Below are 22,500 nucleotides of genomic sequence, written 5' to 3' on the forward strand. Positions count from 1 at the left end.
ACCCATTCGTTATGTCAAATTCACTGCCCCAGGTTTTGCTTTTGTTATTTGGTAGTTGCTTGAATCAAGCAAATGAGGTCGCGGAAAACACAAGAAATTCTTCGGACAATACTGCAGAAGTCCAAACACTAACAACAAAAAGCTTTGAGCACTGTCCCAAATGCGATGTGAAGTTATTAGTCGTTTTTGAGCAAAATGATGCTAATATAGATACCGCGACGTTAGCTAATTTCCTTTGCATTTATTCGCCGACTGCATGTGCTAATAATGTAGAGTTCAAAGAATTTTATATAGAGGTTCTATTCGACCTACTTGCTGCACATCCGAATATGCTGATAACTGAACTCGGGAAGTTAGAAGACATCAATACAAAAGCTATAGTCAAGCTTATTGAGAGTCCAATTAATGATGAATACGATATCCAAGACCTTGTAAATAGCATTGATGAATCTGTTGAGTCAAGTAAGGAAAAAAGTATGGTAATCAGGGCACTAACAGTTGCGTCCTCTAAGTAAGAGATGTTCTATACTCCCCGCCCAATGAAAAGGCCAACGCAGTGGCGGAGCTCTTTGCACCGCCATTGACGGTGGCCGGTTATTGGGCAGCATCTTTTCCCTTTTTTGAGCTGGGCGGTCTTATTCCCATAGCCGGCTTAAGCGGCGGTAAGCGCCCTGAGCTTCACGTTCTGGATCATGGTATCAAGGGCAAACAGGACGTGCTCGTGCTCCTTGTCCTGGAGGGCGAGGATGTCCCGGAAGCGGTTGACCATATCGGGGTCCTTGAGCAGGTCGGCAGTGTCGTTCTCGCTGAGCGGGTAGCCGACGGTGGTTCCCAGCCGGCTAGCCAGGGCCGTCTGTGAGAGCTTCTTTTCCTTACGCAGTTGGGCTAATCAATTTCTCAATGCGGGGCGGGACAAAAGCAAAACGTGGAGGCCATCGCGCGCAAACTGCTTCTAGAGCTAGCGGCAAGCCGGTAACGCCGCTGCTGATCCATCAGAGCGTCATCGCCCAGAAGCTGCGCCGGTGGGAGGGCCAGCGTTAGGTAGGCCTTCGCCGGTCACAAGCAGATATCGACTATGGAAGACTACCGGGAAACCGGACTCGAGGAGCTGCGGCGGGCCGTGGACTACTTCCACCCCTTACGGAACAACCTACCAAAACACTAAACCGTTACTTTTATGATTTTACTACCAATATCAATCGCCATGAGTACTGTAGAGATGCGCCACGAGGTGACCACTTGGTTGGAAACGCTGGACGAGGACTTCCTCTCCGCCGTACATGCCATGGTGGGAACGTACGTCAGTAAGCGGAAGAAAAGTCCCGTGCTAGGGTACGAAGCAGATGGCACTGCGGTAACGGCCGATGAGTTTTTGCGGCAGGCGGACGAAGCCATGGCCGCCGTGGACCGGGGCGAGTACACCACGTTGGAAGAACTAGAAAAGGAATCCGCGACATGGCTGGAGCGTACCAGGTAGTCGTTACGGAGTGGGCCAAACGGGACATCAACGAATTACTGGACTATCTACTGGAGAACGCCTCCTACGGGGAAGCCGCCGACGCCCGCCAGCAAATCATTGATGGCATCCACCGCCTGGCCAAGATGCCAGGTGCCCACTCACCGGTACGGGAAATGACGGAGTTGACCGGGTCGATCATCTTCCGTCAGCTTGTAGTGAAGAAAGCTTACCGGATCATCTACCAGATACGTGAGGTGAAGCAGAGCGTGGTTATCATCCAGATTATCCACGTCAAGCGCGGACCGGGCTTCGTTGAGGATGCACTCAGCTAGTAGTAGGCAGGTCCCACCCCAAGCCCTATTGGGGCTGCACCGGCTGCAGGGGCATAGAAGAACCGGCCCCCTGCCCCCGCTCAGCTCAGTCTGAAGCGTTACCGCGGCTCCAGGTGGCTACTCTAACGGGACTTCCTTTTTTCTTCGACTGAAAATAAAACTGAGGGCGGCGGCGTACCTTGAGGGTATGGGTATGCGCGTGGACGCAAGGTTGGTTGAAGAGGGTGTAGGGGTGTGCTGTGTTACCGCTATAATGGCAAGGAGCTCAACACCGACCTGGGACTGTATGACTACGGGGCCAGGTGGTATGATCCTGCAACAGCTAGGTTCTTAACCGTTGACCCCGTTACGGGTAAGATGCCAGGATGGTCACCATACAACTACGTTATGGGAAATCCAATCAAACTTGTGGACCCAACGGGTATGTGGCCAGAGAATCCGATCAAGGATGCAATTAATGAGGCTAAGAATTATGCAATTAACAAAGTTAGAGACTATGTAGTTAATACGGCTAAATCAATAGGTTCTGCAGTACGTAACTCTCTAACGGATGTTACTGTAGAGCCACAAGCAAAAATGGAATTGTCCTTCGGAGCACAAGTTGGTGGCGAGATTGATAAGTCTGCTGGAATGGTAGTTAATCTAGGTAGTGCTAAACTGTTTACTACGAAGATGGGCGTTGAATTGAGCAGTGTAGTGTACCCCAAAATTCGAACAGGTAAGTAAGGTCCACTAACTTGCTTGTATGTCTAAACGAAGAACACATTCGGCCAGCTTCAAGAAGAAAGTTGCCCTGGAGGCCATCCGGGAAGAACTGACCATGGCCGAGCTGTCGCGAAAACATCAACTGCACGCTTCACAGATCAAGACCTGGAAGCGGGTACTGACGCATGAATCCGACGAGCTTTTTGGGTCCAAACGCAAGGGTAATCGCGGGGCAGCTTCGAGCCTCGGCCTGGAAGATAAACAGCGTGATGAGCTACTGCGCATCATCGGTAAGCTACAGGTGGAGAACGAGTTTCTAAAAAAAACGCTCTCCTGATGCCCCATTCACAAAGAGTAGCCGCCCTGGATAGCGGGGCGCATCTCAGCGTAGTGCGCCAGAGCCATCTTCTGGGTGTATCTCGGTCTCGGCACTACTACCACCCGGCAGCAGAAAGCGAGCTAAATCTGCGACTGCTGCGGCTGATGGACGAACACTACCTGGACTACCCCGACAAAGGTCCGCGACGAATGCTGCGGTGGCTCCGGCGAGAACACCAGTTGGAAGTCAACCTCAAACGCATCAACCGCCTGTACTACAAGGTGTTAGGACTACAGTCGGTGCTCCCAGGGCCACATACTTCCCGTCCCGCGCCTGGACATAAGGTGTACCCCTACTTGCTACGTGGGCTATCCATGGAGCGGCCCAACCAGGTCTGGCAGACGGACATCTCCTACATTCCAATGAAGCGGGGGTACCTCTACTTGACGGCCTGGATCGATGTGTATTCTCGCTTCGTGCTGGACTGGTCGCTGTCCAATACGATGACCGCCGAGTGGTGTAGCCAAGTCTACCGACGCACCGTCGACCGCTGGGGCTGTCCCGAGATTGTTAACACTGACCAGGGCGCTCAGTATACCTCGGAGGCTTTTACGCAGGCCGTGCTGGGTCAAGCTGATGAAGCTACTCGGCTCAGTATGGACGGCCGCGGACGGGCTACTGACAATGCCTTCATCGAACGCCTCTGGCGAACGGTCAAGTACGAGTACATTTACCTGCATGAATTTGTCGATGGCCTTGCGCTCAAACAAGGACTGCGGGTATTCTTCGACTACTATAACTACGCCCGAGATCACTCCTCGCTGAGCCCTGGGCTACCTCACCAACATTATCCCACCGGACCTAAAACTCTGTCATAATCTGTCGAAGAATGGGGTACACATCACAGAGATGGAGTGCAAAACACATCCGATGTAGGTTTTATCGGAAAAAGGGGTGAGGTTGAGATGAGGCAGAGCAAGTCAACCAGTGCAGGAACCGGTACTGTAGGGATGGGAGCTGAAGTCGAAAATGAGATGACTATAAGTGTATCGAGAGATGGGTTGAAAACAGTCAATCAAGTTATTGGAGGCGAAGGAGGGGTATCTGCTGGACCTGTAAACGTCAGTATTGGAGGAGAGAAGAATATGACTACCGGTGAGTCCTACATGAAAACTTCAGTTGGTGTCGGAGTTGAAGGATCCTTCACTCTTGGTGTGAGGTATGAGGCGAAAGGAGAGGTCAAAAAGAAAAGAAATTAAGGTGTTATGATTATCATTGTAATTGCGTTCCTTATGGTGCTTTTTATTTGGTCCCAGTATATTTTATGGTGACTAAAGGAGTGCATAGTTATACTAAAAGTTCACCAGCATTGACAGTGGCCAACTACTGGATGGGTTTGTGTTCTCGTTGAGTAAGGGCTTCGTCCTCCGGAGCCGTTCAGGCAGCCAACCCCTCAAACTCAGCCTTAAAGATCAGAGCATCGATCACGTCATAGATCTGCTACTGCTGCACCTAGAGCATAGTGGCGATGCCCTCCAGGCGGCTCATCATCTTCTTATCACGTACAGCCACTGAGGCGATACCGGCCCGGTAGTCCAGGCTCACGTCGAGCACCTCGGCCACCCTGGTGGCCACCTCAATGGAGGGCTTCATCTCTCCGTGTCCGTAGCGGCTCACGCTGGCGGCCGAGGTACCGATGAGCTCGGCCAGTTGGCTGCGGCTGAGCTGCTTGTCCTTGCGGGCCTGTGTCATCTTACCAGCAAACTGCATAACCAAAAGGCTAGGTAAGGGGGGTAAGGACGAAGCGCCTGCTGGTCTTAGGACTGCTGGGCGCTTTTTTTGGAACAACCTGCCGCAACCCTAAACCATTACGTTTATGATCTTGCCATCAGCCCTTAAGTACGGAGCGGATGGTAGACCACTAAATACGCTACTGATTTGCTACCGAACTTACTATACTTAGGACGCCTACGGTCAGTGAAATTGCTGCTGGTGACAGTAGGAATGATCTCCTGCCTAGCGGTCCGAAGCCTCACGGCGCAAGCCACCGACGCCCGGCCCACCGAGTTTCTGCTTGCCGCTGAATGCGCTATCATTGGCGATAACTTCGACCTACGGCCGGGTGACGGTACGCCCTTACCGAGCCACGTGATCTACCGGGGGCAGACCGCTACCGATACTCCACCCCCGGATGTACCCGCTAACCGTATCCGCTTTACCGTGGATGCCGAAGCCGGGGAGTATTACTTTTTTGCCTATATCCGTGCCCCGGATTCCGGCTCGGATTCCTACTGGCTCCGAATTAACAATGGCGAGTGGTTCGCTTGGGCGCGGGATCTAACGACCACGGACTTCGCGTGGAAGGTGATTTCCGGTCCCCCACTACCCCTCACTGCAGGCATTAATACGATTGATTTCGCTTACCGGGAGTCCAATATCTCGCTAGCTAAACTGGCCGTGAATGCCGCCGGCGTGATTCCTCTGCCGGAAGAAGGACTGTCCACCGTAGGGTGTAAAACTCTCCCTTCAGCCGTCCAAATGGGGGGCGCAGCGAGCCTATCAGAAAAATTGCCGGAGCTAGACACTGCAGGTGAATCGAACCTACCGGTCGAACCTAGTCCAGAGTCCCACGCTACGGCAGTAGCTACAGAAGCGCGCGGTGAGAAAGTTGCCTCCGAGGTAATTGCCGGCCCCCGGGACGAATTCTGGCTGGAGGCGGAATGTGCCACCGTGGGCGCCTCCTTTGCCCGATCAAAGGGCGGGGCGGCCCCGGAGTCGGCCTACGTCACCTACCGCGGCACCCCCTCGATGAGCGAGGCGCCGGTCGATGAGGCCGCCAATCGCGTCCGGTTCGTGATCGAGCAGGCCACCGCGGGCGAGTACCAGCTCTACGCCCGGGTCAAAGCTCCTGACGGTGACTCCGATTCCTTCTGGGTGCGCATCAACGACGGGGCCTGGATTAAGTGGGCTTCGGGGCTGAGGACCCCCACCTTCGCCTGGAAGGCCGTGGCCGCAGGGACCTATAGCCTGACCGACGGTACCAATACGATCGATATCGCCTACCGGGAGCCCAATGCGCAGCTCGACAAACTATACTTACGGATTGGTGGGTTGCGACCCACGGGGTTGGGTAGTCCGTCCGCTGTCAACTGTAACTGATCTACAACGGCAACGTGGCGCTAGGCTAGTGCACAACATCTCCTGTGGCGGATCGAGTGCTACCTTAGGGCCCTTGTGGGGCGGCCACGGCGGCTTGACTGATTTGCCGATTAAGGCGTTAGTATAGGGTATGCACGAAATCATCTCTCAACCCTGGCACTGGAGTGTCAGCGGACTAGCCATCGCCGCGGTCATGTTCTTACTCCTCTACGCCGGCAAGGAGTTCGGCGTGAGCTCCAACCTGCGCACGATGTGTACGATCGCGGGGGCCGGCAGGCGGTACGACTTTTTCGACATCGACTGGCGGGCCCAAACCTGGAACTTGCTCTTCATCGCCGGCGCGGTGATCGGCGGCTTCCTCGCCTTCTATTTCTTCCCCAGCCCGCACCCGGTTCAGCTATCCAGTCAGACCGTGGACTACCTACAGTCGGTGGGCATTGCCGCACCCGGTCCGGCCGGCACGCCCTGGTCGTACGTACCCGTGGAGCTCTTCGCGGTCGACCGGATCTTTACCCTACGGGGTTTCCTCGTACTGGTCGTCGGAGGTTTCCTGATCGGTTTCGGCACGCGCTGGGCCGGTGGCTGCACGAGCGGGCATGCGATCAGCGGCCTCGCGAATCTACAACTTCCCTCCCTCCTTGCCGTGATCGGCTTTTTCATCGGTGGGCTCGTGATGAGCTGGCTCGTGCTGCCCCTCATCCTTCAATTCTAGGCCATGCGTTACCTGATCTATCTCACCATCGGCATCTTGTTCGGCTTCGTGATGACCAAGTCGGAGGCCATCAGCTGGTTCCGCATCCAGGAGATGTTCCGCTTCGAGAGCTTCCACATGTACGGCATCATCGGCACGGCGGTACTCGTCGGAACCATCGGTGTCGCGGTAGCCAAGCGGTTCGGCATTCACGCCTACGACGGCAGCGACCTACGCCTCAAACCTAAAGATTTTAGCATCCCCCGCTACCTCTACGGCGGCATCATCTTCGGGCTCGGCTGGGCCATCACGGGGGCCTGTCCGGGACCCATGTTCACGCTGCTGGGGCAGGGCCTCTGGGCCATCGGCGTGGTCATCCTGAGCTCCGTATTTGGCACCTTCGCCTACGGGGCGCTGCGGGATAAGCTGCCGCACTAGCTGAGTGGGGCGCGTGCGCAGGTGCAAAGCAAATAGAACGAGCGGTTTTCGTACTTTCGAGCTACACCCTTCAACGTCGAGCCATGTCTTCCCTTACCCGCCGCCACTTCCTCCGCCAATCCGCCACCCTGGCCACGCTGCCGTTACTACCCATACCCGCCCTGCGCACGGGCTACGGTAAGCCCGACTCCCGGATCAAGGGGGTACAGATCGGTACCATCACCTACTCCTACCGCAGTATGCCGGACCAGAGCGCCGAGGCCATCCTGGGGTACGTGGTCGATAGCGGCATCAGCGCCGTCGAACTCATGGGCGAGCCCGCCGAAAACTTCGCCGGCGCGCCGGAGGTGAGCTTTGATCGCGGACGAATGAACCAGCTGCGTCGACGCAATCGGGATGACGAACCCCTCACGGAGGAAGAGCAGGCCGAGTACGACACGCTCAGCCAGCAAGCCGAGGCCTATAACCGCAGTCTCGCTGCCTGGCGCGCCACGGCCGATATGCAGAAATTCACCCAGCTGCGTAAACTGTACGCCACTGCCGGGGTGAGTATCTACGCCTTCAAACCCAGCACCTTCGGCCAGTCCAACAGTGAGAAAGAAATTGATTATGGGATGCGTGCCGCCAGGGCGCTTGGTGCTGACCACGTGACCCTCGAACACCCCGCTGACGACGCCCAAACCGCAAAACTGGGACGTATCGCCGCCCGCCACGACATCCGCGTAGCCTACCACGGCCACACCCAGCAGACGCCCACCTTCTGGGACACCGCCCTGGCCCAGTCCCCCCACAACGCCATGAATCTCGACATCGGCCATTACGTAGCCGCCGGCAACACCGATGCCCTCGAACTCGTGCGGGCGCACCACCACGATATCGCCAGTATGCACCTCAAGGATCGTCGCACTCCCGCCGGCAATCAGGAAAATATGCCCTGGGGCGAGGGGGATACTCCGGTGGCGGAAATCCTGCAGCTGATGGCCCGCGAGAAGTATACCTTCCCCGCCACCATCGAGTTGGAATACACGATTCCGGAGGGGTCGAATGCGGTGCAGGAGGTGGCTAAGTGCCTAGCATACTGTCGCCAGAGTCTAGCCTAGGAATAGGTCAACGGCTTACCGCACTACGATAAAGTCCGTGTACTCGTCCCCCTGCGTATCGTCGACGTACTTGCCGAGGTTGTCATCGTCGTTGATCCAGGCCCAGCCGCGCTCAAAGTCCTGGTAAATTTGCGACGGTTTGCCGGCCTGCGGGAAGTAGTATTCGCGTGTCTCCCCGGAGTCGATCAGCCACATGAAGCTGAAGTCGCCGCTTCGTTCCCCGCTGATGCCGCGCAGGAAGATGATCTTTGAGTCCGGCAGCGCGTCCGACTGCGTGGGCGACCACATGTTATGGATGAAGCGTTCAAAGGCTGCCTGGTCCGTGCCGGGCTTAAGCCGCACGTGGTGAAGTCCCAGAATCGCTCCGGGTTGCAGCCAGTGCCGCGTGACCGGCTGGCCCGTTTCGATGATCTCGAAGCTGTTGTTGTAAATCTGGTCGAAGCCCTCGCCGCCGGTTAGGGTGGCACTGGGTTCGGCACTGCCGTCGGGGAGTACCTGTAGCAGGACCTGGCGGCTTTCGTGCTGTCCGCGTTCGCCCTTCAGCAGGTAGACAGGCGCGCCCCCGTCGGTAGCCATGAGTGAATCAGCCCCGTTCTCCGCATCGGAGAGGAAATAGAGGTTGACCCGGGCCCCTTCATTGAGCAGGACGGGCTGGGCGATCTCCTGCTGCGCCAGCAGCGGCAGCAGCAAGACTGTGAGGAGTAAGAGAAGTGTAAAGCGTGTGTGCATGGCATGATCGATTTGAAAGCGTATGGCTCCTAAGTTAGGGGGTATGAGCTTGCCGTGCAAGGGGGTAAAACGGTAATCGTCGTTCGCCGAGCCCTACGGCCCTACCCCGCACCCCGTATCCCGCACCCCACCCTACCTTGCGGCCATGCCCCAGTTCCGCCACCTCCTCCTTGCCCTGCTGCTCGGAAGTACCGCCCTTGCCGCCCAGACGAAAGACACCACCGCCCTGAGCCGCCTGCTCACCGACTACCAGCTCAGGGCCAGCGTGGGGCTACAACTGTGGAGTACCTACTCGGCCGGCATGTCGGTCTACGACAACGAGACGGAGGCCTACGCCGGGGTCGAAAACCGCATCAATACCCAGCTTAAGCGGAGCCGCTTCATCATAAGCGGACAGCCCTACGAGACGGTGAAGTTCCAGGTAATCATGGCGCTCGACTTCGTGGGCCGCGACGTGCTGGCCGCCACCGATGCGGGCTTCAACAACGGAGGCTCGCCCATCTTCCGGGTGTGGAACGTGGCGCTGAACTGGCAACTGGCCCGGCAGAGCGATGGAGCCTACCTGCAGGTGGGCTACTTCCCCTCGCCGATCGGGCGGGAAAGCAATAACCCGGCCCTGCGCAGTACGAGCTACGAAAAGGCCTGGTCGCAGAATTACCTGCGGCGGCACCTGGTGGGTACCGGTCCGGGGCGGGCGGCGGGGCTGCTCTTCGGCGGTCAAGTGCATGCTGAGAACGGACAGCGTCACCTGACCTATGACGTAGCCTTGCAAAATGCCTACGTGAGTGTGCTGGGGGGCAACTCGACCGGGCGGCAGGCCAGTCCGCTGGTGACCGGCCGGCTCAGTTTTACTCTGGGCGATGCCGAAAGCGCCACCTACTCGCCCGTGCATAAGGTCAACTACTTCGGCAAGCGCACGGGCGTGACGCTGAGCGTGGGCGGAGCGCGGCAGGGGCGGACGGACTTCTTTCGCGAAAACGTGGCCTACGGACTGGAGCTACTGGCCAACCACCCGGCTTTCCACGTCGACGGGGACGTATACCGGATGCGGCGTACCGGGCAGGGTATTTCCACTGAGGGGATTACGGGTTATCTGCGAATGGGTAGAAACTTGAGGCTGCCGCGGCAGTTGGTACTGGAGCCGGTGGTAAGCTACTGGTTCTACCGGGGCCCTACGTCGGCTGGCGCGATTGGTAATGCCAACCGCCTCAGTGAGTTTGCCGGCAAGGATAACGGGCTGGATGTAGGGTCTAACCTGTACTTCAATCCCAACTTTAAGCTCTCGGCCTTCTTTGCGCTACGTAAGGGCTCGGCCGGAGAGGGGGACCCTACTACCATCATGAATAACTTCTACCAGCAGCCTGGGGTGGGGCCGATTGAGCGGGGTAACTACGGGGGACTTGGCCTGGTCGTCATTTTGTAAGGTCGAGGCGTTGCACGCTGGGGTGCGGGCAAATCCGTGTTAATCTGTGGCCATCTGTGGTTCAACCCTAGCGCCGCTAGGCGCACACCTAACATCGGTGGTGTCATTTTAACACTATACTAACGCATTTTACGGGGCCGTTGTAATAGCAGTAATAATGGGCCTTTTAGCCCGCATCGACCATACCTACCTCTCATGAACACCTATTTATTCGCCGCCATTATCCTGCTGCTATTCGCCGTTTCCGCCTTCACGGAGGGCCCCGCCAATCGCGTCGACCCCGCCACGCCCGATATGGCCATCACTGAGGACATTGCCCCGGTCATGACCGACAGCCTCGTGCCACTCACCGCCCTGCCTACCGTGGTGGGTGAGTGGAGCGGGAACCATGCCGTATACCTACGGTAGACTAAACTTCCCGGAAGCATCAGGGCTTAGGTTGGTACTACCAGCCTAACCTCTGTATGTCCACCACCTACCTGATCTCCCTGTTGCTGCTTTTTGTCCTCGGTTGCAGCTCCCCGGGCCTTCAGCCCGCCCCCTCCGCCGATGCCGCCGCCGAAACCGTCACCACCCAGCCCTTTGTCTTCGGCAGCCGCGGCGGTCACGGTGCCGAGACTTACTTCCTGGTCAAGGACGGTACCCTTTACCGCAGCGCCTACGCCGACCTGCGTACCAATGAGGAAGGTTACAACTTCAACTACGACGATCCGGCCGGTGACGCCAGCAACTGGGAACGTGTCGGCCCCGCGCCGGATGAGGCCTCGGACCTGGCCGCCGACTTCCCGCAAGCGGCCTTCACCTCCCTCACCGACACCGAAAACTGCGCTGCCCTAGCCTACGATGGCAGCTGTCCTTATCTGGGGGTAGGGGAGGGCACTAACTACCGGGCTTACTTCGGAGACTTCGAGAATAGCCCACAGGTAGCTGCCTATATGGAACGGGTCGCCACCCTCGTCGGCCGAATGCTTCAGTAAGCGCTAAAGGCGCTTACTGAAGTTCGTCCGCCGAGCGGTTAAATTGATTACTCCGGCAAATCATTATACACCCGCGCCCCCACCGGCCGCGCAAAAAACTCATCCCCCAGCTCCGGCTTGAACGCATAATCACTCACCGTAATCCGCGTCACCGGCCCGCTCACTGCCCCGTCGTTCCACATGCTTGTTAAGTAACCCGTCGGCAGGGTCACTCCCCCTACGGTCGTCTTGCCCGTCAGCACCATCAGCTTCTCGGGCGTACTGCCGCCGTGGGGGAAGTAGCCGGGGTAGGTGACCACGTAGCGCAGGGCATCGAGCTGTCCACTATTGGGATTTAGGTACAGGACGTAGTAATCACCCGAGGCATCGCCGGTGCCCGCATCGAAGGTCACCTTCACCATGTCATAGATCGTACCGTCAAGCTCGGCGGGTGGCAGGGCGGCAAAGTTGATGCCCGCATCGGCCAGCACGAAGGGCAGTCCCACGAAGTAGTAGGGCGTCAGCGACCAGAAGCGCGGGCTCATCCCCTCTACCTTCTCCCCCGTCATCGACCAGGCCTCCTGGCCGTCGAAGCCGAAGCGTAGGGTAGAGTCCCCGGCGTACAGGTGCACGGCCTTGGCGCTCCGGTAGTCATTGGTCACGTAGGTATTCCGCGGTGTGCTGCCATCGAGTGGCTGGTAGTCGAAGTGGTAGTAGAGCGGTCCATTTCCGTACCAGTTCTCGAGTCCGCCCATGGCGTCAATGGCGCGCAGCACTTTACGGGCGGGGTCGCTGGTGCTAAGGCGGGTCGTAGCGGCAGCGATACGATCTGCGTAGGGGCTAGCCTGACTTTTCTGGCTCGATGAGCTGGGTTCAGAGACTTGGGGAGTCGTGCAGGCTACCGCACCAAGCAGTAGAACGAAAGCTAGGTACCTCATCGCTTGTTCGTGTGGATGCGTCAAATATACGCACCCGCGGCCCCGCCCGCATTCCTTACCTTATCCCCATATTGATTTCACCCGATCACTACCCTACTATGCGGAAGTATATCCTTCTCCTGGTTGTTGGAACCTTCAGCCTCCTCCTGCCCGCCCAGCAAGACAGCGTACTCCGCTTCGAAATGAGTACCCCCTGGAGCGCCACCGTCAGCCAGACTCAGCCCTGGAACGTTTACCCGCGCCCCCAGCTCAAACGCGACGACTGGACCAACCTCAACGGGCAGTGGGACTACGCCATCACCCCCATGACGGCCGCCGCAGCGCCAAACCAGTACGACGGAAAGATCCTCGTGCCCTTTGCCGTGGAATCCTCCCTGAGCGGCGTGAAAAAACTAGTGAAGGAAAACGAGTACCTGTGGTACCGCCGCACCTTTACGACGCCCCGTAGGAATGATGGTGACCGGGTACTGCTCCACTTCGGGGCGGTGGATTTTCGCGCCACCGTTTACCTCAACGGGCAGGTCATCGGTGGTCACACCGGCGGCTACACTGCCTTCTCTTTTGACCTCACCCCCTACCTGAAGCGCGGAGAGCAGGAGCTCGTAGTACGCGTCTCCGACCCCACCGATACCGGGCTCCAGGCCCGCGGCAAACAGGTGCAAGACCCCGGGGGCATTTTCTACACCCCCGTCACCGGTATTTGGCAGACCACTTGGCTGGAGGTCGTACCCAAGGACTACATCCGGGGCCTTAAAATTACTCCGAACCTAAGCGAGAGTACCCTGAGCGTCGAAGTACAAACCAACGCCACGGCCGACGACCTGACCGCCACCGTCACCCTGACCGGCGAAGGCGGTACCGAGGTGGCTAGCCAGTCCATCGACCTGATGGCCGGCGGCGGGAATACAGGTCTGGAACTACAGGTCCCCGACGCCCGTCTCTGGTCACCCGAAGATCCTTTTCTCTACGACCTTGAAATTACGCTTTCCGAGCGCGGAGGTGACCGAGTGGACCGGGTGGTGAGCTACGCCGGTATGCGGGAGGTAAGCCTGGGTAAGGATGCCAATGGCCACACCGCGATCCTGCTCAATGGCAGCCCCTACTTCCAGTTCGGCCCCCTAGACCAGGGGTACTGGCCCGACGGGCTCTACACCGCCCCCACCGTGGAGGCGATGATATTCGATCTGGAGATGACCAAAAAGTGGGGCTTTAACATGCTACGCAAGCACGTCAAGGTGGAGCCCGCCACCTTCTACTACGCCTGCGACACCCTGGGCCTGCTGGTCTGGCAGGACATGCCGAGTGGATATCTGCCAAACCAAACCTTCGTCGGCCCCCAGGACATACGCGACGCCGACCAGCCCTATGCGGCCGCCGTGCAGTTCGAGCGGGAGTACAAGGAACTGATCGATCAGCTCTACAACGCGCCGAGTATTGTCACCTGGGTGCCCTTCAACGAGGGCTGGGGGCAGTACGACACTGAGCGCATCGCCGCCTGGACCAAGGCCTACGATCCCAGCCGCATCGTCGACGCGCCGAGCGGCTGGACCGACCGCGGCGTGGGCGATATGTATGACGTGCACATCTACCCCGGCCCCGGCATGGAACGACCCGAGGAGGACCGCGCCTCCGTACTCGGTGAGTTCGGGGGCCTCGGTTACCCTGTGCCCGATCACCTCTGGTGGGACAAGCGCAACTGGGGCTACCGCACCCTCAGCAGCCAGGAGGAACTTACCGATGGCTTCGCCGAGCTCATGAACGGATTGATCGGTCTGCGCCCCCGCGGCCTCTCGGCCGCCGTGTATACCCAGACCACCGACGTAGAGGGCGAGATCAATGGCCTGATGACCTACGACCGCCGCGTGATGAAGCTCGACACCCAGCGTTCGCCGGACCTGTTTGCCCCCCTCTACGAACGCCCCGGCCGCTACCAGGCCCTACTGTCCACCTCAGAGTACACCCCCCAAACCTGGGAAATTATAAAGGACGGGCAGGTCGACGATCATATGCCCGGTCCCTTCTCGACCTACAATGACTTCTACACCCCCGGCAGCTCCCGCTGGGATGGGGAGCCTATCACCCTGCGCCGTGAGTTTACCCTCGATCGCATACCGGAAAAGCTCTACGTGGAGTACCTCAGCAACCGCGCCGATATCGAGGTATTCGTCAACGACCAGCCCCTGGCCTCTCCCGCTAGTAAGGGGGGTGACCGCGGCGTCTACACCGTTAATGAGGTGGCCGATGTATCTGCGCTGAAGATGGGTCGTAATGTCGTCACCGTACGTGTCACCCGCTCCGAGGGGCGGGGGGATAATGGGTCCTTTGACGTCGGGCTATACGGGGTAGGGGAGTAGGCTTACTGCCGGGCGAACGCCAGGAGGGCGCTGATGTCGCCGGTATCGTCCCGTAGCTGTCGGTAGGCCAGCGCGATTTCCGGCCAGGGTACGCCCATATTTTTGTCAGTGCGGCGGAAGTGGCCGGCCCAGGCCCAGACACGGTCAAATAGGTTATGGTGAAAGGACTTTATGAACTCTTCTTGGATTAGCCTTTCTGCCGGTAGCGGTACTAAGTAGTTAGATAACCCCAGGACTATATTTCGGCGCTCCGCCTGGTCGAGCTCGGCCAGCGTCTGAATGGCCAAAAGCAAACCCTGACGTTCTTCTTCCGCTATCGGCGTTTGTCCCGCAGTAGGACTAGTATTCAGGTCCATAGTACTGCCGGGTTTTCCCGCAGGAGTAGCTCGCTTAGTGCATCAACTTCTTCATTCTGTTCGTACTGATCGTTGAGTTGATTTTCTAGACGCATATGATGCTGGGCTTTATCTAATAACAAGGTGGCCCGCTCCCTTGCCCGACCTTTCAGTAACTCCTCCACCGAGCCCCCCCTAGGCACCAGCCCATATACCAGCTCCATATCCATCGCCGCAGCGATTTCCCGCAGCCGGCCCAGCGAGATACTCCCGTCGAGCTCCCGCTGCTCGGCATCCCGCACTGCCTGTGGCGTACGTCCACTCAACTTACCCAGCCGTTTCAGCGATAGCCCGACCGCCCGGCGGCCCGCACGCAACCAGCCTCCCTGCGGTGGGTTTGGGAAAGTCTTCCACGTGCTTACCTCGCTAAACACACGATCTATTTCCGGTTTCATGAAGCTACAGTTTTACTTTTAACGCTGTAGCTTTACGTAGGTTTCATTTGTGTCAATTCCGGTATGCGGAGTATGTTTCGGATGGCGGTGGAGCTGTAGTGGATCGTGGCTTCTAGCCGCGGCCCGGCAGGGATGCCGGGAGCCACTACAGAATACCCAGGTGCAAAACCCGCCCCCCACTCCGATTCACCGGCATGGTGCTCTTGCCGATCACTACCCCGTCCTCCGGCGCTAGGTACTGCTCCTTTAGGGTACCAAAAACATCGCGCTGGGAGGCAATCAAATCCCCCTTCTTTACCTCCTTAAGTAAGTCCACCTCCACGGTAAGCAGGCCGCCGGTGTGGGTGTAGATCCAGTAACTCCGCTTGCAGATAATGGGCGGGGCCGCAGGTGCAATAATCTCGTCAGATGTCATGCCCAGATGGGAGAGTACGTTGTGTACCCCCTCGGTACCGCTACGGATGAGTTTTTTCTGGTATACCCCGGGATTACCGACCTCCAGGGTTACCGCCGGGATGTCGAGGGTATCGGCTGCCCCCCGGAGGGTACCGTCGCTGGGTGGGTTGTGCACGATGAGCTGGGGGTTCTGGAGAATGGCTAGCTGGCGGGTATCCTCGTGCGACATATCGGCGCGCACGTAGTAGCTGTTGATCCGCCCGCGGCTGGCGGTGTGTAGGTCGAGCAGGTAATCGAAGTGCTGAATGATGCGGTCGATGAGCCGGAAGGCGTACACCTCACTGGCCCGCCCCTCTTCCTTGCCCGGCATGACGTGGTTGAGGTCGAAGCCGTCGGTATACACCCGCGTCTGCCGCAGAAAGGCCGGTATATTGACCACCAGGACGCCGATAATCGTACCCTTCAGCTCCTTGACGTCCAGGTCGGAAAACAGCCGCTGAATCACCCGGATACCGTTGAGCTCATCCCCGTGCACGGCCGCCGTCACGCCGAGGGTAGGGCCCTCCTGGGTACCCTTCGCCACGAGGATGGGGATACGTACCGGCTCGCCGAGTCCATCGCTGATGATGCGCAGCCAGTAGCGGCGGATGGTACCGGCGGGCTGCTCGACTTCCGCCAGACTCAGGATGGTAGGGGCCTCGGTATTAAAGGTGGTCATAGCAGTAGTGAAATAGTTCGTCAATGGTCTGTTGTAGCACGGGTCGACCGGACTGTGCCTCCGCCTGCGGAAAGCCACCGATGCTGAGGGTATTGATCTCGGAAAGCACCCGCCTGCCATCGTCGTCGACCAGGGTGTCTACGCCGCAGAAGCAGATGCCGCGCTGTAGCAACTCGGGGGCCAGTGCCTCAATCATGGCTTGTTCCTCAGGCTCAATCTCCGCACCGATGGACTTACCGCCCTGGGCCACGTTACAGAGCCACTGCCCGGGGGCGGGGATGCGTAGGGAGGCTGCCAGGATTTTGCCGTTCACGACCAGGATGCGCTTGTCTCCCTGGCTCACGTTTTTGAGAAACTTCATGGCCAGGTAGGGCTCGGTGAAGTCGACCGTATCGGCATCTTCCGGTCGGTCGATGCGGCGGATGCCCTTGCCTCCGTAGGCACGTAGGGGTTTTAAAACCAGGGAAAATTGCTCGGCGAAGGTCTTCGCTTCGTTGGCGGTACGGACCAGCTCGATGGGCGGCGTCCACTCCCGGAAGTGAAGCAAAAAAGATTTATCACCGGTCTCGGTGATGCCCGCCGGGTCGTTGACGATCAGTGTGTCGGTACCCGCGGTGACCTCGGTAATGCAGTCAAAAAATTCCTGGGGGACTGGGTGGGGGAGTCGTAGCCAAATCACGTCGTACTGCGCCAGCTCAAGGGGCTGAAGATCGTGAGCAAACTGATTACCATCTTTGCGATAAACGAGCTCGTCCTTCACCCCAAAGCCCTGCACCTGCGCACGCGCCCCCCGGAAGAACTCCTGGTTCTGCGGATTGCCCCGGGTAGCGATGTCTACGAACTTGCAGCGCTGGTCCTGACGAAGGGTATTGACGAGGCTGTAAACAGAATTTTGCGCACTGTGGCCGCTGTGGTCGGTGAGTACTAAAAAGGAAAGCGGACGGCTCATACGAGGATTTCGGAAAGGAGGACGGGGTCGTTGTTGAGACTAGAGAACAGGCGGAGGCTGAACTTGCCCTTGGCGTTAAACAGCTGGGTGGCCATTTTGTCGATGGCGATGGTGCTCAGCACGGTCTGGATGTAGGCCTCGATGAGGTCGTCGAGCCCGATGCCGAGCTTGTTGAAGTCACGGCGGTCCATGAGCAGCAGGCGGTTGGTGTCGCTGGTCCACTGGTTGGTGCCGAGCTTTTCGGAGAGGTTGGTGCCGAGCATGGCCCAGGAGTCGGCCCCGGCGTCCAGCTCGTCACTCAGGGCCTGCTCGGCGCGGCGGCTGTAGCAGGCTAGCGGTCGGATGCCCTGGGCGGTAGAGCTGACCATCAGGCGTACGTCGCTGACGAAGGTGCGGCCCTTTTTGTCGGGGATGGTGCCGACGTGGAAGAACTTACCGTCGCCACCCGTGGAGCTCCAGCCGTAGTTGCCGATGAGGCTCTGCACGATGAAGCGCTCGTAGTCGATGGGCTCGGCCATGAAGGCGTCGAGCTCCGACTGGTTGGTGATGGTGTAGACGCCCTGGCCGGCGTTGGAGTAGGGGACCTTGACCACGGCCTGTCCGCCGAGCTTGGCGACCCACAGCGGCACCTCGTTGCGGCTTACGTCCCAGATGGTCTCGGGGGTGTGGATCTTGAGGCCGTACTTGCGGATCTCGCCGTTGTAGAAATCGTAGGCCTTGGCGGCCACCATCTTGTTGCGCCCCCCGGCCAGGCAGGTGACGATGGGGTTGAGGATGCGGGTCTTGGAGTTGAGGGGTAGCCGCGTCCAGGGCCGCTGGGTGAGGTAGCGGAAGGCGGCGCGCAGGCGTACCCACTCGCCGTTGTGCAGGGCGTAGAGCCACTCGTCCTCCACCTTAAGCTTACGCTCCTCGGCGCCGTAGTAATCACTGACGTAGAGCACCTCTTCCTGGAACACATCGGCAATGGTGGCCGCGTAGCCACTGGCCTCCATGGGGTTCTTATCGTAGATGACGGCCAGGCGCCCGTCTCTCTGGCTACGGCGGTTGTCCACGAAGGGCCGGAAGGTACGCTCGATCAGTAGGCGGTAGCTGCCCTCCTCCTGGTGGTCGTCGAGCAGCGGCATCGACTTCTGGCCCGAGGGGCAGGAGTTATTCTCGATGATGACCATGCGGCGGCGGCCCTGGGCGGTGGTGGCGTTGATCAGGTCGGCCCCGCCCCAGAGAAAGTACTTGCACTGGTAGGCTAGCACCTCCCGGAGTCCATCGGGATCGACCAGCGGATTGAGGTGGCAGTAGCGGGTCACGATGCGCTCCCGGTCGAGGTTCATAAAGAAGCTCACCATGGGGTGGATCGTGGCGTTGAGCGCCTTGGGATACCAGTGGGTCTCGGCCTTGAAGGCGCCGGGGGGGATGGGGGTGGTGGAATTTACCATTTACGATTTACCGTGTACCATTTACGATGTGGGGGGCAGCTCACTTCGTTCGTGGAAGTCGGGCGGGGGCGGGATGTTTGGGGGCCATCCGTAAATTTGTCAAATGAAGCTCCTCCTAGCCCTGCTGTGCTTTACTGCCTCCATCCTCTCCGCCCAGGGCATCGGCCTTCACCCCCCGCAGGTCGACTGGCAGCAGCTACGGGCCGAGCACGTGCGGGTGCTCTTTCCCGAGGGCTACGGACAGCAGGCGCAGCGGGCGGCTAGCCTAATTGATGAGCTAGCCACGGCGCATAATCGGAGCGTGGGCGACAAGTTGTACGACTTCGACCTGGTGCTACAGACGCCCAATATGACCATCAATGGATATGTAGGACTGGCTCCCTTCCGGTCGGAATTCTACGTAACGCCGCCGCAGAGTTTTAACCTACTGAGCGGATCGGACTGGGTGGATCTGCTCACCATCCACGAATTCCGGCATGTGCTGCAGGCGAGTAACGAGCGGCGGGGGGTGACCAAGTTATTCAGCTACCTGCAGGGGCAGACGGGCTGGGCGGTGCTGGGGGCCATCGCGGTGCCGAACTGGTTCAGCGAGGGGGATGCCGTAGTGATGGAAACAGCCCTGACGCCACTCGGACGGGGGCGTACGCCGGCCTTCTCGCGCGACCTGCGGGCCCTACTGCGCTACCGCGGCGAAGTGTATAAATACGCCAAGGCCCGCAACGGCAGCTACTGGGACCTGGTGCCCGATCACTACCGCTACGGCTACGCAATGACCACCTACGCGCGCGAGGTGTACGGCAATGACGTCTGGCGGGACGTGCTGCAGCAGGGGGCGGCCTACCGCGGTGTGTTCTATCCCTTCAGCCGGGCCCTGAAGCGTAAAACAGGGCTAAATACCAAGCGGCTCTACCTACGCACCATGGCCGATCTGCGCACTACGCAGGACAGCCTGCTCATCGTCGATCCCGCCCGGGTGGAGGGCACGCCGCTGGGCCGCTACTACGACACCGACGTGCGGCGCTACAGCTTTCCCTTTCAGGACGCGAGCGGCCGCCTGTTAGCCCTGCGCACCAGCTACCGCGAGCTGCCCGCCGTGGTGGCCGTAGGCGACCCCGAGGAGGTGGTGCTCCCCATCGGCATCCAGCGCGAGCCCTGGGTGTACGGCACCGACCGCTTCGTGGTGTACACCCGCTACGACCAGCACCCCCGCTACACCAATCAGAACTATTCCAACCTGGTCGTGCACGAGCTAGGTAGTGGCCGCAGTCGGGTACTCACCGAGCAAGGGCACTATCTCTCCGCCACCCTCAGCTTCGATAGCCGGCAACTGGTAGCCGTGTGGTACGATCCCCTGGCCCCGGCCCCGGAGCTGCACCTACTCGATGCTTCGACCGGGCAGCTCCTCCGCAAGCAGGCTATCTCCGAGGAGCGCAACGTGAGCTGGCCGAGCTTTTCACCCGACGGGCAGACCGTCTACTTCCTCGCCCAGAACCGGGAGGGACTGGCCATTCGCGCCTGGGATATTCAGACCGACGCGATCACCACCGTACGGGAGCGCGCCTACGAGCCCATCGATATGCTGCGGGTCAGCGCGGAGGGACAGCTGGTCTTCGTCAGCGGGCGCAGCGGCATCGACAATGTCTACCGCCTCGATCCGGCCACTGGCGAATTCGATCAGCTCACGGACGTAGCCATTGGTGCCTACTTTCCCTACCTCGCACCCGGCGGTACGCTGTACTACTCCGCGCCCAACGGTCGGGGCGATCGCCTGCAGCAACTGCCCCCCCAAATGGTCCCGAAAGGGCGTATCCCGCTAAAGCCCGCCCAGCCCAGCATCTTCGAGCGCCCCGCCGCCTTTGCCGCCGAGGAGACGAACCTACCCACTGAGGTCACTGTAGCGGGCGACTACCCCGTGCGCAACTTCTCCAATACCTTCGGAGGGCTCAAGCTGCACAGCTGGTCCTTCAACGGGAGCTACATCAATCCCGGCGTCTCTGCCCAGGCCAACAATGCGCTCAATACCCTAGCCATTACGGCGGCGGGGTTTTACAACATCAACGAAGAGCGATTCGCCGGGTTGGCTTCCGTAGCCTATGGCGGGCTGTTCCCGACCATCATCCTGGCTAGTGGTTACGGCGACCGCAACACCCTCATCCAGGCCCCCCGCACCGATAGCCTACGCATCTCACGGCAGGAGTTCAGCGAGCTCAGTCTAGGCGCTACGGTGAACGTACCGCTGGAGTGGGTACGCGGCAATTACTTTACCGATTTCATCCCTACCGTCGGCTTGCGCTACGTGAGCCTCCGGGATGCGGAAAGAGAAAGCCTCCTACCCCGCAGCTTCAGCAATGCCTCCGCCGGCTTCCTCCTCAGCCACTTCCAGCGTACGGCCCTGCGGCAGGTGCAGCCGCGGCTGGGCGCGGTGGTATCGGTGGCCTACGATCGAGCACTGGGCAACACCAAACCGGGGGAGCGCTTATTCGTCAGCAGCTTCTACTTCCTCCCTAGCCCCTTTAAGACCCACGGCATCCGCATCGACGCCGACTACCAGCGCGAGCAGGCCGAAAACCGCTACCAGTACACCGACAATTTTCGGTACGCCCGCGGCTACGTCCAACCCCTGGCCGACTGGGTCTACCGCCTGGGGGTGAACTATCAGCTACCGCTGCTCTACCCCGATATTGGCGGCAATTTTATCTACCTCAAACGCATTCGTGCCCTGGGTTTTTTCGACTACAGCCGCCTGGCCATTGATGCCTTTCCGAACGCCAAATTCACCGAGCGCAGCGTAGGCTACCAGCTCTTCTTCGACACGACTTGGCTTAACACGGGTGACATCGCTATCGGTGTAGAGGGCGCCTTCCGACTTGACGATGACGTCTTTGCTACTGATGAGGACAATCTACAGACACGCCTCCTACTCTCCGGCCGCTTCTAGACGTTGAGGTAGTTAATCAGGCTATCGAAGCGCTCGCGTAGCGTATCCTGCAACTGCTTCTCGTTGAAGCTCGCCTTCACCACATAGTTGAAGCGCTCGAAGGTAGCGATCGTGCCCGCGATGCTCTGGCTGTTCAGCTTTAGCGTGATCTCGATCAGGTTCGACTCCGGCACGCTACGCACGAAGGAGCTCAGGATGATGGCATTATCGCTTTCTACAATGCGGGCGATCTCGGCCAGGCTGTAGTCGTGCCGCCCCAGCTCCAGCACCACGATCGAGCCCGGGTCGCTGAAGGTACTCGACTGCGCGAAGAACCGCAGCAAATCCTCACCCGTCACCATGCCTACGTAGTTCCCCTCGCGGTTGATCACCGGCACCACCGTCAGGTTGTTATCTACCAGCTGGCGCATCACATCGTAGAGGTGGTCGTCGGGGTACACCGAGGGCGGCAGCTGGGGTACGCGGTAGTTGCCGACGGCTTCCTCGGGATCAGCGTCGAGCACATCGTCCTCACTGATGACGGCGGTAAGCTTACCATCTTCCACCACGGGTAGGTGGCGGATATAGAATTCATTCATGATCTCGAGGGCTTCCTCTCCGGTATCGGAAGGACGCAGGGGCACGAGGGCGTCGGTAAGGAGGAAGTCAGCGGTCATTTGGGGGAGGAAAAAGG

25 protein-coding genes are annotated in these 22,500 nt (G+C 59.1%); 16 read left to right on the forward strand and 9 right to left on the reverse strand.

What is annotated here, in order from left to right:
- Nucleotides 1-11 precede the first annotated feature (11 nt).
- The 7 genes from ACOOHD_RS17655 to ACOOHD_RS17685 all read left to right on the forward strand — a co-directional run bounded on the left by ACOOHD_RS17655 (nucleotide 12) and on the right by ACOOHD_RS17685 (nucleotide 4,074).
- A complete protein-coding gene (locus ACOOHD_RS17655; RefSeq protein WP_420459199.1) occupies nucleotides 12-515 on the forward strand; it encodes a hypothetical protein in 504 nt (167 codons plus the stop codon).
- A gap of 689 nt (nucleotides 516-1,204) precedes the next feature.
- Nucleotides 1,205-1,477 (forward strand): hypothetical protein, encoded by a 273-nt coding sequence (locus ACOOHD_RS17660; RefSeq protein WP_420459200.1) that lies wholly within the window; start codon nucleotides 1,205-1,207, stop codon nucleotides 1,475-1,477.
- Nucleotides 1,456-1,791 carry a type II toxin-antitoxin system RelE/ParE family toxin gene (locus ACOOHD_RS17665; RefSeq protein ID WP_420459201.1) on the forward strand — a complete coding sequence of 112 codons (336 nt, stop codon included), beginning with the start codon at nucleotides 1,456-1,458 and terminating at the stop codon, nucleotides 1,789-1,791. The genes ACOOHD_RS17660 and ACOOHD_RS17665 overlap by 22 nt, the downstream gene beginning before the upstream one ends.
- A gap of 234 nt (nucleotides 1,792-2,025) precedes the next feature.
- Complete coding sequence (locus ACOOHD_RS17670; RefSeq protein WP_420459202.1) at nucleotides 2,026-2,517, forward strand: RHS repeat-associated core domain-containing protein; 492 nt, start codon at nucleotides 2,026-2,028, stop codon at nucleotides 2,515-2,517.
- Between the two features lie 19 nt (nucleotides 2,518-2,536).
- Nucleotides 2,537-2,833: a transposase gene (locus tag ACOOHD_RS17675; RefSeq protein WP_420457933.1), complete on the forward strand. Its 297-nt coding sequence runs from the start codon at nucleotides 2,537-2,539 to the stop codon at nucleotides 2,831-2,833.
- On the forward strand, nucleotides 2,833-3,693 hold the full coding sequence (locus ACOOHD_RS17680) for an IS3 family transposase (RefSeq protein ID WP_420459203.1): 861 nt from the start codon (nucleotides 2,833-2,835) through the stop codon (nucleotides 3,691-3,693). The genes ACOOHD_RS17675 and ACOOHD_RS17680 overlap by 1 nt, the downstream gene beginning before the upstream one ends.
- 36 nt (nucleotides 3,694-3,729) lie before the next feature.
- Nucleotides 3,730-4,074: a hypothetical protein gene (locus ACOOHD_RS17685; protein WP_420459204.1), complete on the forward strand. Its 345-nt coding sequence runs from the start codon at nucleotides 3,730-3,732 to the stop codon at nucleotides 4,072-4,074.
- A gap of 253 nt (nucleotides 4,075-4,327) precedes the next feature.
- Here ACOOHD_RS17685 and ACOOHD_RS17690 read toward each other — a convergent pair whose 3' ends face one another.
- Complete coding sequence (locus tag ACOOHD_RS17690) at nucleotides 4,328-4,585, reverse strand: helix-turn-helix domain-containing protein (protein ID WP_420459205.1); 258 nt, start codon at nucleotides 4,583-4,585, stop codon at nucleotides 4,328-4,330.
- A 222-nt stretch (nucleotides 4,586-4,807) separates the two neighbouring features.
- Here ACOOHD_RS17690 and ACOOHD_RS17695 point away from each other — a divergent pair, with 222 nt between their 5' ends.
- From ACOOHD_RS17695 to ACOOHD_RS17710, 4 genes are all read left to right on the forward strand, one after another.
- On the forward strand, nucleotides 4,808-5,974 hold the full coding sequence (locus ACOOHD_RS17695; protein WP_420459206.1) for a hypothetical protein: 1,167 nt from the start codon (nucleotides 4,808-4,810) through the stop codon (nucleotides 5,972-5,974).
- Between the two features lie 130 nt (nucleotides 5,975-6,104).
- On the forward strand, nucleotides 6,105-6,686 hold the full coding sequence (locus ACOOHD_RS17700; RefSeq protein ID WP_420459207.1) for a YeeE/YedE family protein: 582 nt from the start codon (nucleotides 6,105-6,107) through the stop codon (nucleotides 6,684-6,686).
- A 3-nt stretch (nucleotides 6,687-6,689) separates the two neighbouring features.
- The gene (locus ACOOHD_RS17705; protein WP_420459208.1) at nucleotides 6,690-7,103 is read left to right on the forward strand and encodes a DUF6691 family protein; all 414 of its coding nucleotides are present in this window, start codon (nucleotides 6,690-6,692) and stop codon (nucleotides 7,101-7,103) included.
- Nucleotides 7,104-7,186: 83 nt separating this feature from the next.
- A complete protein-coding gene (locus tag ACOOHD_RS17710; RefSeq protein ID WP_420459209.1) occupies nucleotides 7,187-8,203 on the forward strand; it encodes a sugar phosphate isomerase/epimerase family protein in 1,017 nt (338 codons plus the stop codon).
- A 15-nt stretch (nucleotides 8,204-8,218) separates the two neighbouring features.
- Here the strand turns inward: ACOOHD_RS17710 and ACOOHD_RS17715 are convergent, their stop codons facing one another.
- Nucleotides 8,219-8,932, reverse strand: a complete 714-nt coding sequence (locus tag ACOOHD_RS17715; protein ID WP_420459210.1) for a hypothetical protein — start codon at nucleotides 8,930-8,932, stop codon at nucleotides 8,219-8,221.
- 145 nt (nucleotides 8,933-9,077) lie between these two features.
- On the opposite strand from ACOOHD_RS17715, the gene ACOOHD_RS17720 reads away from it, so the two are divergent.
- From ACOOHD_RS17720 to ACOOHD_RS17730, 3 genes are all read left to right on the forward strand, one after another.
- Entirely contained in the window at nucleotides 9,078-10,355 is a 1,278-nt protein-coding gene (locus tag ACOOHD_RS17720) for a hypothetical protein (protein ID WP_420459211.1), read from the forward strand.
- 195 nt (nucleotides 10,356-10,550) lie between these two features.
- Nucleotides 10,551-10,763 (forward strand): hypothetical protein, encoded by a 213-nt coding sequence (locus ACOOHD_RS17725; protein WP_420459212.1) that lies wholly within the window; start codon nucleotides 10,551-10,553, stop codon nucleotides 10,761-10,763.
- A 56-nt stretch (nucleotides 10,764-10,819) separates the two neighbouring features.
- Nucleotides 10,820-11,332 carry a hypothetical protein gene (locus ACOOHD_RS17730; RefSeq protein WP_420459213.1) on the forward strand — a complete coding sequence of 171 codons (513 nt, stop codon included), beginning with the start codon at nucleotides 10,820-10,822 and terminating at the stop codon, nucleotides 11,330-11,332.
- Nucleotides 11,333-11,379: 47 nt separating this feature from the next.
- Here ACOOHD_RS17730 and ACOOHD_RS17735 read toward each other — a convergent pair whose 3' ends face one another.
- Entirely contained in the window at nucleotides 11,380-12,249 is an 870-nt protein-coding gene (locus ACOOHD_RS17735) for a hypothetical protein (RefSeq protein WP_420459214.1), read from the reverse strand.
- A gap of 98 nt (nucleotides 12,250-12,347) precedes the next feature.
- Between ACOOHD_RS17735 and ACOOHD_RS17740 the strand changes: the two genes are divergently transcribed.
- On the forward strand, nucleotides 12,348-14,603 hold the full coding sequence (locus ACOOHD_RS17740) for a sugar-binding domain-containing protein (protein WP_420459215.1): 2,256 nt from the start codon (nucleotides 12,348-12,350) through the stop codon (nucleotides 14,601-14,603).
- 2 nt (nucleotides 14,604-14,605) lie between these two features.
- Here ACOOHD_RS17740 and ACOOHD_RS17745 read toward each other — a convergent pair whose 3' ends face one another.
- The 5 genes from ACOOHD_RS17745 to ACOOHD_RS17765 form a co-directional block, all read right to left on the reverse strand.
- Nucleotides 14,606-14,959, reverse strand: a complete 354-nt coding sequence (locus ACOOHD_RS17745; RefSeq protein WP_420459216.1) for a hypothetical protein — start codon at nucleotides 14,957-14,959, stop codon at nucleotides 14,606-14,608.
- A complete protein-coding gene (locus tag ACOOHD_RS17750; protein ID WP_420459217.1) occupies nucleotides 14,950-15,393 on the reverse strand; it encodes an XRE family transcriptional regulator in 444 nt (147 codons plus the stop codon). Before ACOOHD_RS17750 ends, ACOOHD_RS17745 begins: the two co-directional genes overlap by 10 nt.
- Nucleotides 15,394-15,538: 145 nt before the next feature.
- Nucleotides 15,539-16,507: a succinylglutamate desuccinylase/aspartoacylase family protein gene (locus tag ACOOHD_RS17755; protein WP_420459218.1), complete on the reverse strand. Its 969-nt coding sequence runs from the start codon at nucleotides 16,505-16,507 to the stop codon at nucleotides 15,539-15,541.
- A complete protein-coding gene (locus ACOOHD_RS17760) occupies nucleotides 16,494-17,456 on the reverse strand; it encodes an ATP-grasp domain-containing protein (protein ID WP_420459219.1) in 963 nt (320 codons plus the stop codon). Before ACOOHD_RS17760 ends, ACOOHD_RS17755 begins: the two co-directional genes overlap by 14 nt.
- On the reverse strand, nucleotides 17,453-18,889 hold the full coding sequence (locus ACOOHD_RS17765; RefSeq protein ID WP_420459220.1) for a hypothetical protein: 1,437 nt from the start codon (nucleotides 18,887-18,889) through the stop codon (nucleotides 17,453-17,455). The genes ACOOHD_RS17760 and ACOOHD_RS17765 overlap by 4 nt, the downstream gene beginning before the upstream one ends.
- A 103-nt stretch (nucleotides 18,890-18,992) precedes the next feature.
- On the opposite strand from ACOOHD_RS17765, the gene ACOOHD_RS17770 reads away from it, so the two are divergent.
- Nucleotides 18,993-21,827 (forward strand): TolB family protein, encoded by a 2,835-nt coding sequence (locus ACOOHD_RS17770; RefSeq protein ID WP_420459221.1) that lies wholly within the window; start codon nucleotides 18,993-18,995, stop codon nucleotides 21,825-21,827.
- Here ACOOHD_RS17770 and ACOOHD_RS17775 read toward each other — a convergent pair.
- On the reverse strand, nucleotides 21,824-22,483 hold the full coding sequence (locus ACOOHD_RS17775) for a CBS domain-containing protein (RefSeq protein WP_420459222.1): 660 nt from the start codon (nucleotides 22,481-22,483) through the stop codon (nucleotides 21,824-21,826). The genes ACOOHD_RS17770 and ACOOHD_RS17775 overlap by 4 nt on opposite strands.
- Nucleotides 22,484-22,500: the final 17 nt, after the last annotated feature.

The sequence above is a fragment of the Neolewinella sp. genome, assembly GCF_965214665.1.
GTDB lineage: Bacteria > Bacteroidota > Bacteroidia > Chitinophagales > Saprospiraceae > Neolewinella.

What these genes read in the sequence shown, in the direction of transcription:
- ACOOHD_RS17655 (WP_420459199.1), top strand. Translation starts at nt 12, where the DNA reads ATGTCAAATTCACTGCCCCAGGTTTTGCTTTTGTTATTTGGTAGTTGC.
- ACOOHD_RS17660 (WP_420459200.1), top strand. Translation starts at nt 1,205, where the DNA reads ATGAGTACTGTAGAGATGCGCCACGAGGTGACCACTTGGTTGGAAACG.
- ACOOHD_RS17665 (WP_420459201.1), top strand. Translation starts at nt 1,456, where the DNA reads ATGGCTGGAGCGTACCAGGTAGTCGTTACGGAGTGGGCCAAACGGGAC.
- ACOOHD_RS17675 (WP_420457933.1), top strand. Translation starts at nt 2,537, where the DNA reads ATGTCTAAACGAAGAACACATTCGGCCAGCTTCAAGAAGAAAGTTGCC.
- ACOOHD_RS17680 (WP_420459203.1), top strand. Translation starts at nt 2,833, where the DNA reads ATGCCCCATTCACAAAGAGTAGCCGCCCTGGATAGCGGGGCGCATCTC.
- ACOOHD_RS17690 (WP_420459205.1), bottom strand. Translation starts at nt 4,585, where the DNA reads ATGCAGTTTGCTGGTAAGATGACACAGGCCCGCAAGGACAAGCAGCTC.
- ACOOHD_RS17700 (WP_420459207.1), top strand. Translation starts at nt 6,105, where the DNA reads ATGCACGAAATCATCTCTCAACCCTGGCACTGGAGTGTCAGCGGACTA.
- ACOOHD_RS17705 (WP_420459208.1), top strand. Translation starts at nt 6,690, where the DNA reads ATGCGTTACCTGATCTATCTCACCATCGGCATCTTGTTCGGCTTCGTG.
- ACOOHD_RS17710 (WP_420459209.1), top strand. Translation starts at nt 7,187, where the DNA reads ATGTCTTCCCTTACCCGCCGCCACTTCCTCCGCCAATCCGCCACCCTG.
- ACOOHD_RS17715 (WP_420459210.1), bottom strand. Translation starts at nt 8,932, where the DNA reads ATGCACACACGCTTTACACTTCTCTTACTCCTCACAGTCTTGCTGCTG.
- ACOOHD_RS17720 (WP_420459211.1), top strand. Translation starts at nt 9,078, where the DNA reads ATGCCCCAGTTCCGCCACCTCCTCCTTGCCCTGCTGCTCGGAAGTACC.
- ACOOHD_RS17725 (WP_420459212.1), top strand. Translation starts at nt 10,551, where the DNA reads ATGAACACCTATTTATTCGCCGCCATTATCCTGCTGCTATTCGCCGTT.
- ACOOHD_RS17730 (WP_420459213.1), top strand. Translation starts at nt 10,820, where the DNA reads ATGTCCACCACCTACCTGATCTCCCTGTTGCTGCTTTTTGTCCTCGGT.
- ACOOHD_RS17735 (WP_420459214.1), bottom strand. Translation starts at nt 12,249, where the DNA reads ATGAGGTACCTAGCTTTCGTTCTACTGCTTGGTGCGGTAGCCTGCACG.
- ACOOHD_RS17740 (WP_420459215.1), top strand. Translation starts at nt 12,348, where the DNA reads ATGCGGAAGTATATCCTTCTCCTGGTTGTTGGAACCTTCAGCCTCCTC.
- ACOOHD_RS17745 (WP_420459216.1), bottom strand. Translation starts at nt 14,959, where the DNA reads ATGGACCTGAATACTAGTCCTACTGCGGGACAAACGCCGATAGCGGAA.
- ACOOHD_RS17750 (WP_420459217.1), bottom strand. Translation starts at nt 15,393, where the DNA reads ATGAAACCGGAAATAGATCGTGTGTTTAGCGAGGTAAGCACGTGGAAG.
- ACOOHD_RS17755 (WP_420459218.1), bottom strand. Translation starts at nt 16,507, where the DNA reads ATGACCACCTTTAATACCGAGGCCCCTACCATCCTGAGTCTGGCGGAA.
- ACOOHD_RS17760 (WP_420459219.1), bottom strand. Translation starts at nt 17,456, where the DNA reads ATGAGCCGTCCGCTTTCCTTTTTAGTACTCACCGACCACAGCGGCCAC.
- ACOOHD_RS17765 (WP_420459220.1), bottom strand. Translation starts at nt 18,889, where the DNA reads ATGGTAAATTCCACCACCCCCATCCCCCCCGGCGCCTTCAAGGCCGAG.
- ACOOHD_RS17770 (WP_420459221.1), top strand. Translation starts at nt 18,993, where the DNA reads ATGAAGCTCCTCCTAGCCCTGCTGTGCTTTACTGCCTCCATCCTCTCC.
- ACOOHD_RS17775 (WP_420459222.1), bottom strand. Translation starts at nt 22,483, where the DNA reads ATGACCGCTGACTTCCTCCTTACCGACGCCCTCGTGCCCCTGCGTCCT.